At 66.8% G+C, this 12,996-nt stretch carries 12 protein-coding genes; 5 read left to right on the forward strand and 7 right to left on the reverse strand.

All coding sequences use genetic code 11. The features are described 5' to 3' along the window. Positions 1 to 926 (reverse strand): S-(hydroxymethyl)mycothiol dehydrogenase (locus H977_RS0115300; RefSeq protein ID WP_231395966.1); only part of this gene is annotated, 926 nt, incomplete at its 3' end. 102 nt (positions 927 to 1,028) lie between these two features. Here H977_RS0115300 and H977_RS0115305 point away from each other — a divergent pair. The 3 genes from H977_RS0115305 to H977_RS0115315 all read left to right on the forward strand — a co-directional run bounded on the left by H977_RS0115305 (position 1,029) and on the right by H977_RS0115315 (position 3,503). Beyond that, positions 1,029 to 1,913: a hypothetical protein gene (locus H977_RS0115305; RefSeq protein WP_029108674.1), complete on the forward strand. Its 885-nt coding sequence runs from the start codon at positions 1,029 to 1,031 to the stop codon at positions 1,911 to 1,913. A gap of 137 nt (positions 1,914 to 2,050) precedes the next feature. Next, complete coding sequence (locus tag H977_RS0115310) at positions 2,051 to 2,875, forward strand: serine hydrolase domain-containing protein (protein WP_029108675.1); 825 nt, start codon at positions 2,051 to 2,053, stop codon at positions 2,873 to 2,875. Positions 2,876 to 2,990: 115 nt separating this feature from the next. Continuing rightward, entirely contained in the window at positions 2,991 to 3,503 is a 513-nt protein-coding gene (locus H977_RS0115315; protein WP_029108676.1) for a DUF3145 domain-containing protein, read from the forward strand. A gap of 4 nt (positions 3,504 to 3,507) precedes the next feature. Here the strand turns inward: H977_RS0115315 and H977_RS0115320 are convergent, their stop codons facing one another. The 4 genes from H977_RS0115320 to H977_RS0115335 form a co-directional block, all read right to left on the reverse strand. Beyond that, a complete protein-coding gene (locus tag H977_RS0115320) occupies positions 3,508 to 4,032 on the reverse strand; it encodes a hypothetical protein (protein WP_029108677.1) in 525 nt (174 codons plus the stop codon). A gap of 2 nt (positions 4,033 to 4,034) precedes the next feature. Next, entirely contained in the window at positions 4,035 to 6,293 is a 2,259-nt protein-coding gene (locus H977_RS0115325) for a DUF4185 domain-containing protein (protein ID WP_029108678.1), read from the reverse strand. Positions 6,294 to 6,417: 124 nt separating this feature from the next. Next, positions 6,418 to 7,872 carry a flavin-containing monooxygenase gene (locus tag H977_RS0115330; RefSeq protein ID WP_029108679.1) on the reverse strand — a complete coding sequence of 485 codons (1,455 nt, stop codon included), beginning with the start codon at positions 7,870 to 7,872 and terminating at the stop codon, positions 6,418 to 6,420. Next, positions 7,869 to 8,753, reverse strand: a complete 885-nt coding sequence (locus H977_RS0115335; protein WP_036476144.1) for an SDR family oxidoreductase — start codon at positions 8,751 to 8,753, stop codon at positions 7,869 to 7,871. Before H977_RS0115335 ends, H977_RS0115330 begins: the two co-directional genes overlap by 4 nt. Here H977_RS0115335 and H977_RS33275 point away from each other — a divergent pair. Together H977_RS33275 and H977_RS33280 are read left to right on the forward strand one after the other, a co-directional pair. Then, a complete protein-coding gene (locus tag H977_RS33275) occupies positions 8,741 to 9,496 on the forward strand; it encodes a TetR/AcrR family transcriptional regulator (protein WP_231395967.1) in 756 nt (251 codons plus the stop codon). The genes H977_RS0115335 and H977_RS33275 overlap by 13 nt on opposite strands. A 15-nt stretch (positions 9,497 to 9,511) precedes the next feature. Beyond that, positions 9,512 to 10,561: an alpha/beta hydrolase gene (locus tag H977_RS33280; RefSeq protein WP_051288879.1), complete on the forward strand. Its 1,050-nt coding sequence runs from the start codon at positions 9,512 to 9,514 to the stop codon at positions 10,559 to 10,561. Here the strand turns inward: H977_RS33280 and H977_RS0115350 are convergent. Then, on the reverse strand, positions 10,471 to 11,370 hold the full coding sequence (locus tag H977_RS0115350) for a diacylglycerol kinase (protein WP_029108681.1): 900 nt from the start codon (positions 11,368 to 11,370) through the stop codon (positions 10,471 to 10,473). The two genes, H977_RS33280 and H977_RS0115350, sit on opposite strands and share 91 nt — an antisense overlap. Beyond that, the gene (locus tag H977_RS0115355) at positions 11,367 to 12,947 is read right to left on the reverse strand and encodes an FAD-binding oxidoreductase (protein WP_029108682.1); all 1,581 of its coding nucleotides are present in this window, start codon (positions 12,945 to 12,947) and stop codon (positions 11,367 to 11,369) included. The genes H977_RS0115350 and H977_RS0115355 overlap by 4 nt, the downstream gene beginning before the upstream one ends. Positions 12,948 to 12,996 lie beyond the last annotated feature (49 nt).

Below are 12,996 nucleotides of genomic sequence, written 5' to 3' on the forward strand. Positions count from 1 at the left end.
CAGTCGCCGTACCACGAGGACTTCAACGACCCACCGCGGGAGAAGAAGTCGACCAGCGGCATCTCCAGGGTCATGTCCGGGGTGGGCACACCGACGAGCACCACGGTGCCCGCCAGATCGCGCGCGTAGAACGCCTGCTTCCAGGTTTCCGGGCGACCGACCGCATCGATCACCACGTCGGCACCGAAACCGCCGGTCAAATCCTGGATGGTCTCCACCGGGTCGAGGTCACGGGCGTTGATGGTGTGGGTGGCACCGAAATCCCGGGCCCACTCCAACTTCCGGTCATCCAGATCCACGGCAATGATCTTCTTGGCGCCCACCAGCGCGGCACCGGCGATCGCGGCATCACCCACACCGCCGCAGCCGATCACCGCCACCGTGTCGTCACGGGTCACCGCACCGGTGTTGATCGCCGCGCCGATGCCGGCCATCACCCCGCAGCCCAGCAGCCCGGCCACCGCCGGGTCAGCCGCCGAATCGACCTTGGTGCACTGACCTTCATGCACCAGGGTCTTGTCGGCGAACGCCCCGATGCCCAACGCCGGGGTCAACTCGGTGCCGTCGGTCAGCGTCATCTTCTGGGCCGCGTTATGGGTGTCGAAACACAAATGCGGGCGCCCGCGCTTGCAGGCGCGGCACTGTCCGCACACCGCGCGCCAGTTCAAGATGACGAAGTCGCCCGGTTCGACGTTGGTGACCCCGTCGCCGACCGATTCCACGGTGCCTGCGGCCTCATGTCCCAGCAGGAACGGATATTCGTCGTTGATGCCGCCTTCGCGGTAGGTCAGGTCCGTGTGGCACACCCCGCAGGCAATGATGTCGACCACCACCTCACCGGGACCCGGATCCGGGATCACAATGTCGACCAACTCGACGGGCTGCTTCTTACTCCGGGAAATCACACCACGCACTGTCTGAGGCATGCCTATAACTTAATGCAGACCGGACAGGTGTCCAATTAGTGGCGCCATCTCATGGCCGGACGAATCCCGGCCGGGCCGCACAGGATCGCGTTACCGTGGGTTGTGGTCGACGATCGAACTCAACTGCTGGTGGTGGCGCGCACGGCGTACCGGCGAAATGACTGGCGCACCAGCTATGAATCCTTCAGCCGGGTCGATGGGCTGCAGACCCTCGACACCGATGATCTTGCCGTATACGCCTCGGCGGCGTGGCGTCAGGGGCACGGCCGCGAATCCGTACGGATCAACGAGCGGGTGCACACCCGTCTGCTGCGGACCGACCCGGTGCAGGCGGCGATGAAGGCCGCCGAACTGGGCTTGGCCTGGCTGGCCCGCGGGCACCTGGCGCTGGCCCGCAGCTGGGCGCAGCGAGCGCAGATACTGCTCGACGGTGTTCCCGAGACAGCTGCACACGGCTATCTGGCGTACCTGATTGCAGTGACGGCGGCCGACGCCGGAGAACGTGACCAATTCAGCACCGTCACAAGGCAATTGGCTGCCGTTGCGGAGAACTTGGAGGATGCGGCCCTGGACACGCTGGCGCGGGCACTCACCGGAACGGCCGCTGCCGCTGCGGGCGACGCTGCCGGATACCAGGCCCTCGATCAGGTGCTGTTGCCGGTGCTCGGCGAACCGGTGCCGATGGAATGGGCGGCCGACGTGTACCGGCGGGCGTTGACCCTGGCCCACCGACAGGGCGCGGATGACCGCGTCGAGTCCTGGACGGAATCGATGCAGCGGTGGTGTGACGCCACCGAGCCGGAATCGACGCAGTCGGCGTACCGCGCTCTCTGCGATGTGCACCGACTGTCAGCGGTCGGTCACGCCGATCCGGCGGATTTGATCCGACGCGTGGTCGGCCTGCGTCGCCTGGTCGCCGACGTGGACGCGGTGGCCGCGGGCATGGTCGAGGAATTGCTTAGCCGGAGTGTGGGGCGGACCAGATAGATTTCGCGGGTGATGAGAGCTTGCGCGAAGAGCAGACGGTCCTGATGAGAGCTTGCGCGAAGAACAGACGGTCCTGATGAGAGCTTGCGCGAAGAACAGACGGCCCTGATGAGAGCTTGCGCGAAGAACAGACGGTCCTGATGGTTCTCGACGTTCTCGACACCTGGCCGGTCGACTCCGTCGCTGCCGCGGTGGTCGGCCCCTCGGGGGTGCTGGCCAGTCATGGAGACACGAGCAAGCCCTTCACGTTGGCGTCGGTCACCAAACCGCTCGTGGCTCGGGCCGTGCAGATCGCGATCGAAGAGGGTGCGGTCGAGCTCGACACTCCCGCCGGACCGCCCGGCTCGACGATTCGCCACCTGCTGGCGCATGCGTCGGGTGTGTCCATGCGGTCGGCCGAGGTGCTGGCCCGGCCGGGGCAGCGTCGCATCTATTCGAACTACGGGTTCGAACTCCTGGCCCGCGCGCTCGAGGCGGCCGCCGACATCGAGTTCGGCGCCTACCTCACAGAGGCGGTGTTCGAGCCGCTACGGATGTCCGCGTCGACGTTGTTGGGCGGAGCGGAGGCCGCCGGCTACGGCGGTGTGTCCACCGTTGCCGACCTGGCGGCGTTCGCCCGGGAGTTGTTGCGCCCGGCGCTGGTGTCACGGCAACTGCACGACGACGCGGTCACGGTGCAGTTTCCTGGGCTGGACGGGGTGCTGCCCGGCTTCGGTGTGCAACGGCCCAATGACTGGGGGCTGGGTTTCGAGGTGCGCGACGGCAAAACCCCGCACTGGACGGGCTCGGCAAACTCTCCGCGCACGTTCGGTCATTTCGGTCAGTCGGGGACGTTCTTGTGGGTCGATCCGGTCGCTGACCTGGCGTTGGTGGTGCTCACCGACCGCGACTTCGGGGACTGGACGTACCCGCTGTGGCCCGCTGTGTCTGATGGAGTGCTGAGAGAAAACGGGACACACTAGCGCAACACGCGCCTCACAAGGCACAATAGACACGCGCGGCACACACAACTGCATGCTCGATCGGAATCACCAGGCCGTTGGGGAAGACGTCCCTCGTGATCCGAAGGAGTAGCAAATGCGTGCGTCGAACCAGTTCGCCGACGCGGCGACGGGCGTGGTGTATGTCCACGCCTCACCCGCGGCGGTATGCCCGCATGTTGAGTGGGCGTTGTCGTCGACCCTGTCGGCGCGGGCGAACCTGAAGTGGACACCGCAACCGGCCATGCCCGGCCAGTTGCGCGCGGTGACCAACTGGGTTGGGCCCGTCGGCACCGGGGCGCAGTTGGCCAATGCCCTGCGCTCCTGGTCAGTGCTGCGCTTCGAGGTGACCGAGGACCCGAGCGCGGGTGTGGACGGACACCGCTGGTGCCACACCCCCCAGCTGGGCTTGTGGAGTGGCGCGATGAGTGCCAACGGCGATGTGATGGTGGGCGAGATGCGGCTGCGCTCCCTGATGGCCGGCGGCGCCGACATGTTGGCAGCCGAACTCGACACCGTGCTGGGCACCGCGTGGGACGAATCCCTGGAGCCTTACCGCAACGGCGGTGACGGCGCCGAGGTGTCCTGGCTGAACCGGGGCGTGGGATAGCGCGTCAGCTACGCGCCCAGAGGCAGTAGCCGCTGAGCTTCACCGTGAACATGTGATCGCTTATTTCGAGCGTCAGCGGCTGGCCCGGGTCAGCCGCTGACGTCATGGGCCCTGAGGTCTGACCCGCCGCGACGACGTCGACAACTTCGGCACTGCAGCGCGCCTCGGTGGTCTGCGGCATCCCCGTCCAGGTGCCCGCCGCGGCTTCCGGATTCCGCCGGCCCTGGCCGTGCACGACCAATTCAGGCCCAGTGGTCAGCCAGCGGTCCGACGAAGGGTATGGACCACCGAACGCCTGCCACGTGCCGTCATCGCACTGCAGCAGACGCCGGTTGTTGCCGATGGCTCCGGGATCGGCCGGGGTCAGGGCGCCGGCAAGACCATCAGCACACGGAGCATCTGGTTGCGGCGCCGTGGTTTCCGACGGTCCGGCCGGCACCGGTTCCGGATCGGCGTGTGCACACGCACCCGTGGCGAGTGCGGCGGCCACGGACAGCGCCGCCGCACTCGACGCGAACGCTCGACACATCGTCACACCGAGACCGTCTTCATCGACTCCAGGTCGGTCTGCATCAACTGCACGTTGTATTCACCCCAGTAGGACAGGTTGTAGTACAGGTACCGCGAGTTGTCCTCGACGACATTGCCGTTGGCGTCGACGGTGTTGAAGTAGTCGGTGCCCGACATCGGGTGGACCATCGGCGCGTACATGCCGGTGTTGGTCGTCAGGTTGTTCTTCACCAGCGTCGTGGTGTCCGACCATTCGCCCTGGGGCGAGTCCGACACCCGCATCACCACGTTGTTACCGCCATCGGTGTAGAGCACGACGTACTTGCCCAGATATTCGTTGTACTGCACCGACATCTCGCTGACATTGCCTCCGGTGGGCAGTCCGCCGACCCAGATGCCGTTGGCGACCTTGGTGAACAGCCCGAACGTGAAGAAGTCCGCGACCCGGTACACCGTCGGCAGGAATCCGGTTCTGCTGGAACCGAACACCGGAACCGCCGCCGATGGATCACCGGTCACCCACTGCCCGGCGCCGCTCGCATCCTCGCCGGCCCAGTACTCGTAGGCATCCAGATCGGCGATCTGATCCTTCTCGACCCTGGCCACGTACGCCGAACCCTGCCTGCCCGAAGGCGTTCCGTACACGTAGACGTAGGGATCGGTCGGATCGTCCGACATCACCAGAGCGTTCTGCTGGAAGTGCTCGTCGCCCGGTACGTAGGGCTTACTCGAACGGAACCAGCCCGATGAGCGCACGGTCTCGGGGTCGACGGTCCAGGTCTTCCCGCCGTCGTTGGAGTAGGCGATACCGGAGTAGTTGGTGGTCCAGCTTCCCGGGTTGTCCCAGGTACGGATCGACATCACCGTGGCGTACTGGGTGTAACCGCTGTCGACATCGGGGTTTTCGATCGCGATCGCCGAGGTCGGGATCATCGTGTACGTGGTGCCGAACAGTCCGTTGAGGCCGCCCGGATCGTAAATGATCTGTGCCGCCCCGGCCGGATCGCCGCCGGTGCCGTACCACGTCGGAGTGCCGGGGACACCCGGCCCTGCGCCTGCGTGGATCAGCGCATCGCTGAACTGGAGACCGTCGGACAGGTCCGTGTCGGCGGTGCGGAACAACACGTTGTTGCGCCAGTCGCCCGCCATGCCCGGCTCACTGTAGGTATCGCCGAACAGCGTGTAGATGATCGGTTTCCCGGTCACTGGATCGGTGTACCCGCTGTTCCACATGATGCCGAGGTCGGTGCCCGCGACGTACCAGTGATCGGTGACGCCGGGCCCGGTGACGGGGCCGATCGCTTTGGTGAATTCCGCCAGGGATGCCGGAACCTGGGGCTTGGGCGTCAAATCATCGGTCTGCGTAGCCACATTCGGGCCGACGGCGGCCATCGGCTGGATGTCACCCTCGGCGACCACCGAGGCGGCATCCTTGGCCGAGATGACGCGGGAACTCAGCGGGTTGATCGACCGCTCGAATTCTCTTCGGGTCCAGGCCATCATGGCCCACAGTGCGGGGGACTGGGCGGGTGCCACCGGGCTGGTGCCCGCGCCGAACGGTGACAACCCGGCGACGCTCAACAGCGCTGAGACCACCGGCGGCGCGGCGACCTTGGGCGCGACTGGCTCGGGCTCGGGTATGGCGACCGGCGCTGCTGCTTTTTCCTGTGATGCGGGCGGAGCGTCGAGGGCTGTGGTCCGAGAGCTCGGCGACGAGACGACGTCGAGGCTGCGCTCGGCGATGTCCCTGGAGCCCTCGCGCAGTCGGACGACCACGGTGCTGGGTGGTTGTGCGCGCCGTAGATCGGGCGCAGCGCTCGCAGCGTCCGGGACGACCCGGGTGGTGCCGGGCTTGTCTGCGGCTTCGGCCCTGTCGCTGTCGTCGCGGACGCCGGTGAGTGTGCCCTGAATCTTGCTCCGGGGCTTGGTCGCCCGGCTGCGCAGCGGCGTGCGTGCGGAATCCAGCCGGCCCTGCGTCCGCTTCACGGCCTCACCGACGCCGTCCAGGCTGGACTCGACCTCCTGCCGGACACGCTCGCCGATCTTCGACAGCGTCCGCGACGGTGTGGTGTTGGCTTTGTCGGTGTCCGAAGGTTTGCTCGGAGACTTCTTCCCGGGCGAGCTCGAGGTGGCGCCCTCGGAGGTTCCGGCGCTGGATTTGCCAGGATCGCCGGACCCGCCTTCGGCCCAGGCGATTCCGGTCCCTGAGGTCAATGCCGTTCCGATGCCGAGAGCAACGGCCAGTGCGCCGACGCGGCCGATGTATTTGGTCGATTCCATGAAGCTCCGTACCAGTCCACTCACTCAAAACCCCGGCCCAAGCGAAACGTACCGTGTGCTCTTCACGGCGTCGGGCAAACACGCCGATTCGCCGAAAACCGGGTCTGAACTGCGAAGCCTTGCGTCACCTGATCCGGTAGTGGGCAGTGTCGGGTTCGGATAGCATCCGGGTGAGGGTGGCCCTGTCGAATGGCCAGAGATCGATGGTTCCGGCTTCGGTGAAGTACCAGGAGTTGCAGCCGGTGTTCCAGACGGTCGGACCGAGGCCGTCGGCGACGGCGGCGTTGAACTCGTCGGTGGCTTTCTCGGTCACCTCGACCTCGGAGAGCTCTGCGTTCCGGAAGCGCTTGAGCCAGTTCACGATATAGCGGGCGGTGAGTTCGGCCGAATACTGCAGTGGGATGGACCCGGTGGGCGAGTTCGGTCCCAGCACGGTGAACAGGTTCGGAAACCCGGGGATCGCCGTCATGCGGTACGCCCGTGGGCCCTTGATCCACGCGTCGTCGAGGGTGATGCCGTCGCGGCCGACGACGGTCATCGGCCGCATGTAATTGTGCGCCTGGAATCCGGTGGCCAGCACCACAACGTCCACATCGTGGTGAGTGCCGTCGGCAGTGCGGATGCCGGTGGCGGTGAATTCCCGGATGGGATCGTCGATCAGGCTCGCGTTGGGCCGTTTGATGGCCCGGTAATACGAGCCCGAGACCACCTGCCGTTTGCACAGCGGTTCATAGTCAGGGGTGAGTTTCGCCCGCAGCGCGGGGTCGCGGACCTGGGCGAGCAAGCTCAATCGCGCATAGGACTGCACCAGCCGGCGCCGCCACGATGGCCTGGTCACGACATCGGCGAGGATTCCGGACGCCCACTGCAGCCGCCGGAAGAGGAGGTCATGCCACTTCGGCCGCCGGCGCAGCGCCTTGGCGAGGAGCGAGGGCTGGCGCAGCGACATCGGCGCCCACAGGATCCACTGCGGCGATCGCGCGAAGTGCACGAGTGTGCGGGCTTTCGGTTGAAGAGCCGAAACCACCTGGACACCGGTGGATCCCGTACCGATCACGGCGATGCGTCTGTCGTCGGTCACCACATCTGGATCCCAACGCGCGGTGTGCACGATCTGCCCTGCGAAAGCGTCCATGCCGGGGATCTCCGGTATCGACGGATGATGCAGCACGCCGGTGGCACAGATGACGAAATCGGCTGTGAGAGTGTCACCTTCACCGGTTGTGAGCGTCCACGATGTCGTGGCACTGTCGTAACGCGCCTCGGTGACTTCGGTGTTGCACCGCAGATGCGCCTCGAGGCCGAACCGTTCGACGACGTCGCGATGGTAGCGCTGGATGTCCGCACCGCCGGCCCAGATGTGGTCCCAGTCAGGCTTCGGTGCGAACGAGAACTGGTAGATCTGCGACGGGACGTCGCAGGTGAGTCCCGGATAGCGGTTCCAGTGCCAGACTCCGCCGACGTCCGAACCCTTCTCGAGCATCGTGAAATCGGTGAATCCGGCCTGTTTGAGCGTATAGGCGGTGGCGATGCCGGCCATCCCGGCGCCGATGACGACGATACGGACCTCGCGCATCATTCGACCCGTCCGGAATCATGCGGTGCCGCATGGGCTTTCGATTGCCGGTCAAGGCGCTGCAGGTAAGCGGACCGGCCCTGCTCGTCAAGGGCGGTCAGCGCGCGGCGGTCGTTGATCCTGTCGCGCACCGCCCGTTGCAATCGTTCGGGGACCAGGGCATCGACGAGTGCCCACCCGGGGGCGACCCAACCGGGTACCGACGTGCGGGCGGCGCGCGTACGGGTGGTCTTGAGTATCGCCCGTGCGACGTCATCGGGATCCACAGTGGGAAGGCCGTTTCCGAGTGGCACGCCCGAGGCGAGTTCGGTGCGGACCGCTGACGGCAGCACCGCTGATACCGTGACTCCGGTTCCCGCGTACTCGCGACGTGCCGCGAGTGACGCACCGAGCGCGGCGAACTTGCTGGCGTTGTAGGTCACCATTCCCGGGATCGGGATCATGCCGGCCATCGACGCCACGTTGACGACGTGACCGCGACCGCGGGTCACCATCGACGGCACCACGGTCCGCATGCCGTTCAGCACTCCGCGCACGTTGACGTCGAGGATCAGGTCAGTGGTGGCCTCGTCCTCGGCGTCGAACGCGCCGAGCGGCATGACCCCGGCATTGTTGACCAGGATGTCGACGGGCCCCGACTCGCGGACCGCGTCTGCGACGAAACGTTCCCAAGACGACCGTTGGGTGACATCGAGGTGCCCCGCCCGGCAGCGGGGGATGCCGGCTGCCGTGGTGGCGGCCACGTCGGCATCGACGTCGCCGATCCATACCGTGGCGCCCCGGGCGGAAAAGAGCTCCGCCGTCATCGCCCCGATGCCACGTGCCCCGCCGGTGACCACCACCACCGCGTCGTCGACAGACACCTCCGCGTGTGAAAACCGCACGCCATGCCTCCCTGAAGGTCGTCAGCCGTCCCATTCGCATACTGACGGTATCTGAATACTTCGAGTTAATTCAATACCCCGAGTCCGCTGCGATCTATCATCAGCGGATGCCGCGGCTGACCAGGGCTCAACGCCAGGAACAGACGCGGGCCGAACTCCTGGAGGCCGCCAAACAGCGGTTTCTGCGCCACGGGTACGCGGCCACCAGCCTCGAAGACATCGCCGACGACGCGGGTTTTTCGAAGGGTGCCGTGTATTCCAACTTCGGCAGCAAACCCAACCTGTGCCGCGACGTCCTCGAGCTCATCCACCGCGAGAAGTTCGCCGAGATGGCCGCACTCGCGATCTCCGATGCGGAACTGGAAGGCCGGGTGGCGGCATTGAGTGCGTGGCTCGAACGCACCGCCGGCGATGTCGGCTGGACCATGCTCGAACTCGAATTCGCGGTGCTGTCACGGAACAATCCCGAGCTCGCCGAGATGATCACCACATTGCGCAACGAGGCCGCGCAGATGGTCATCGACGTGCTGCAGTCCATGTCTGCCGAACTCGGGCTGACCGAAGCGCAACTGGCGAACAGTGAGGTCGCGGCGAGCCTGGAAGACCTCGGCAACCTGCTGCTCAGTGCCGGGATCGGCCTCGGCATCCAACGGGCCATCGATCCGTCGGTCCCTGCGCGGCCGTTCACCGACGCTTTCGGACACCTCGTGAAACTGCTTGCCGCCCTTGGGGCGCCGAAGTAACCCGAAGGAGTAGGGATGGCATCACCGCCCACCACACTGTCGACACGACGCCCCAGCCGCAGATCCCGGGCGTGCTACGCCATCGCCCACCGGACAATCCTCGTCCAGGTGCGCAGATCGGTTGCCTACCAAGGACATCGATCCGTAGAGGACCGCCTCGCCACGATCGGCCGCCGGATCAACGCGCTCGCGCGACTCCAGCGCCTGCGCCCGCGGCGGGGCCTGCAGGTCAGCCGGATCACGCTCGGCCGGGTCACCCTCGAGACGATCCGCACCGTGGAATCGGCTCACCGGCCGCTCGCCGACGGTGCCATTCTCTACCTGCACGGTGGGGGATTCGTTCTCGGTGGCTTCGATACCCACTCGCACGTCGTGGTCGCGCTTGCCCGCCGAACCCAACTTCCCGTTGTGCACGTCGAGTACCGGCAGCACCCCGACGTGACAGTCGACGAGTCCGTAGCGGACTGCCTGCGCGCCTACCGCTGGCTGCTGGGTCAGGGCGCAGACCCTGCCAGCACAGTCGTCGCCGGCGACTCGGCAGGTGGATTCCTGGCATTCGCAACCGTTCTCGCCGCTCGGGAGCAAGGAGTCGAGGTGCCGGCCGGCGTCATCGGTATCAGTCCGCTGCTCGAACTCGACGGTGAACGCCGGGCTGGGCATCCCAACTTCGCCGCAGACCGGATGGGCATCGGACTTGCCCTGCCGATGGTCGTCGAATGCGTCGGCCCCAAGAACTCGGACGGTCACGCCCTGTCACCGGTCAACGGAGTACTCACCGGTTTTCCGCCGAGCCTGATCATCGCGGCGGAATCCGAGGCGCTGTGCTGCGATGCCGAACGCATGCACGAGCTGCTGACCGATGCGGGGCGGTCATGCACACTCAAGGTCTGGCCCGGTCAGCTCCATGCGTTTCCGGCGTTCCTACCGTTCCTTCCGGAGAGCCGCCAGGCCCAGGACTGCATCGTCGAATTCGTTCAGGAGTGCCTGGGCACGAGCAAGCGCAGCGCCCCTGGCACCGCGGACACCGTCACCGGCAGCGGGAGTGCGAAGTCCCCGTCGGCGTAGGCATTGATGCCCGGACATTCGACGTGCACGGTCTTGGCGCGTTTGGTGGTCACTTCGTCGAGGTCGACGTGGGTGCCCTTGAAAACGGTGGGGAACAGGCGGATCAGCCTGGTGCGGGACGCCGACGTGATCATCGTGACGTCGAGCAGGCCGTCCGAATGGTCGGCGCCGGGGCAGATCAGCATGCCGCCGCCGTAGCTGCGGGTGTTGCCGAACGCCGCCAGGGTGAGGTCGGTGCGGATCTCGGGACCGTCGTCGAACGTGAGCCGGAACGGCAGCAGCCGTAACTTCGAAATCTCGGCGAGCATCGCCACGTTGTAGCGCATCCGCCCGTGCGGCCAGCGCATCCGGTTCGTCCGATCGCTGACCAGAGAATCGAATCCGGCGGCCATCACGGTGCCGAACCACTTGACCGCACCGGTGGTATCCAGGATGTGGCCGAGGTCGACCGTCTCGGTGTGACCATCGGCCACGATGTCGGCGGCGGCCTCGGGATCGCCTGTAGGGAGGCGGTATTCGCGGGCATGGTCGTTTCCCGTCCCGGCGGGCACAATGCCCAAGGGCACGTCGCCGGTGGCAAGGGCCTGCAGTGCCAGCGAGATCACGCCGTCGCCGCCGACCACCACGAGTGCGTCCGTGCCGCGGTCGAGGGCATCGTCGACCAGACGGCGGGCGTGCGCGGCGTCGGTCCCGACGATCGCGCAGACATCGATACCGCGTCGCTGAAGCGCGGCGACTGCCCGCTCGGCCGCATGCGGTGCATTGCCATGTCCAGACATGGGATTGGTCAGGACCGTGACCTGCTTCACGGAATCAGCTTGCCCGGGTTGAGGATTCCGGCCGGATCCAGCGTGGCCTTGACCGCCCGCAGTACCGCGACGCCGAGCTCACCGACCTCCTCACGCATCCACGGGAGGTGGTCGGCGCCGACCGCATGGTGGTGGGTGATGGTGCCGCCGCCCCGCACCATCGCCTCGGAAGCGGCCTTCTTGGCGGCCTGCCACTGCTCGACCGGATTGCCGCGCTGGGCGGCCACGACCGTGAAGTACAACGAGGCGCCGGTGGGGTACACATGCGAAATGTGACACATCACCAGGGCCGCCGTGCCGGATTCGGCGAGCGCGGTGGTCAGCGCACCGGTGACGGCGGCCTTGAGTGCGGCCAGGTTGGACCACGTCGTGGCGGTCTCCAGTGTTTCGCACAGCGCGCCGGCAGCCAACAGAGAGTCGCGCAGGTACGGGGCATTGAACCGGCCGTGCTCCCAGGCCCGGGCGGGCGCATCGCCCAGCGTGGTGCCACCGTGAGCTTCCAGGACGGCCCGGGTCTCGGCGTGGCGGCTCTCGGTGTGCGCCGCGGTGCCCTCGAACAGGGTGATGGCCAGGCAACCGCCAGTGATGCTCTGCCCGCCAATGCTTTCCGTGGTGGCCAGGTTCACCCCGGTCTCGGCCTCGTCGGAGAGCCGGATCACCGTGGGCCCGGTGCCGGTCTGGGTGACGACCCGCAGGGCCTCGGCGCCGGTGGCGAAGTCCGGGAAGGACCAGGCCTCGTAGCGTGTGGTCTCAGGTACCGGATGCACGCGCACCCGAACCCGGGTGATGACGCCGAAAACGCCTTCCGAGCCGAGGAGCAGCTGACGCAGGTCCGGACCGGCTGCTGAGGCCGGTGCCCGCCCGAGGTCCAGTGTGCCGGCCGGAGTGACGGCTCGCAGGCCGCGGACCATGTCATCGAAGCGACCGTATCCGGCGGAATCCTGCCCCGAGGAGCGGGTCGCAGCGAACCCACCGATGGTGGCGAACTGGAAGCTCTGCGGAAAATGGCCCAGCGAGAAGCCCTGTGCGCCAAGCAATGCCTCTGCCTGTGGTCCGGTCACGCCCGCGCCGAGCTCGGCCTCACCGGCCACCTCGTCAAGGCTGTGTAGTTCATCGAGACGGCGTAGGTCGAGCGCGACGACGGCAGTGAAGCCCCCGCGCAGCGGATCGAGACCACCCACGACGCTCGTCCCGCCGCCGAACGGAACGACGGCGATCCGGTGTTCGGCGCACCAAGCCAGGATCGCGGCGACCTCGTCCTCGGACCCCGGGAGCAGCACCGCGTCGGGCGCATCCTGTACACCCGAAGCGTTGCGGCGCAGCAGATCCGGTGTCGACTTGCCGCCGGCGTGCAACAGCCGTGACATGGTGTCGGTACCGCAATGCTGTGCGCCGACGATCGCGGTGAGGGCGTCCCGATCGGCCTCCGACAGCGCCGACGGACGCAACTGCACCTGCTCGGGCGTCACCTCTTCGGCTGTCGCGGCATCGACGCCGAGAGCCTGCTGCAGCAGGGACCGGATTCCGTCGGACAGCGGCTTGGCGGCCTGCGGGTCGCCCCAGGCATTCCACTTCATCGGAGGCAGAAACTGTTCAGCCGGCTGAGTCATGCGTTACAGTATTACA

The sequence above is a fragment of the Mycobacterium sp. URHD0025 genome, assembly GCF_000426065.1.
In the GTDB taxonomy this organism is placed as follows: Bacteria; Actinomycetota; Actinomycetes; order Mycobacteriales; family Mycobacteriaceae; genus Mycobacterium.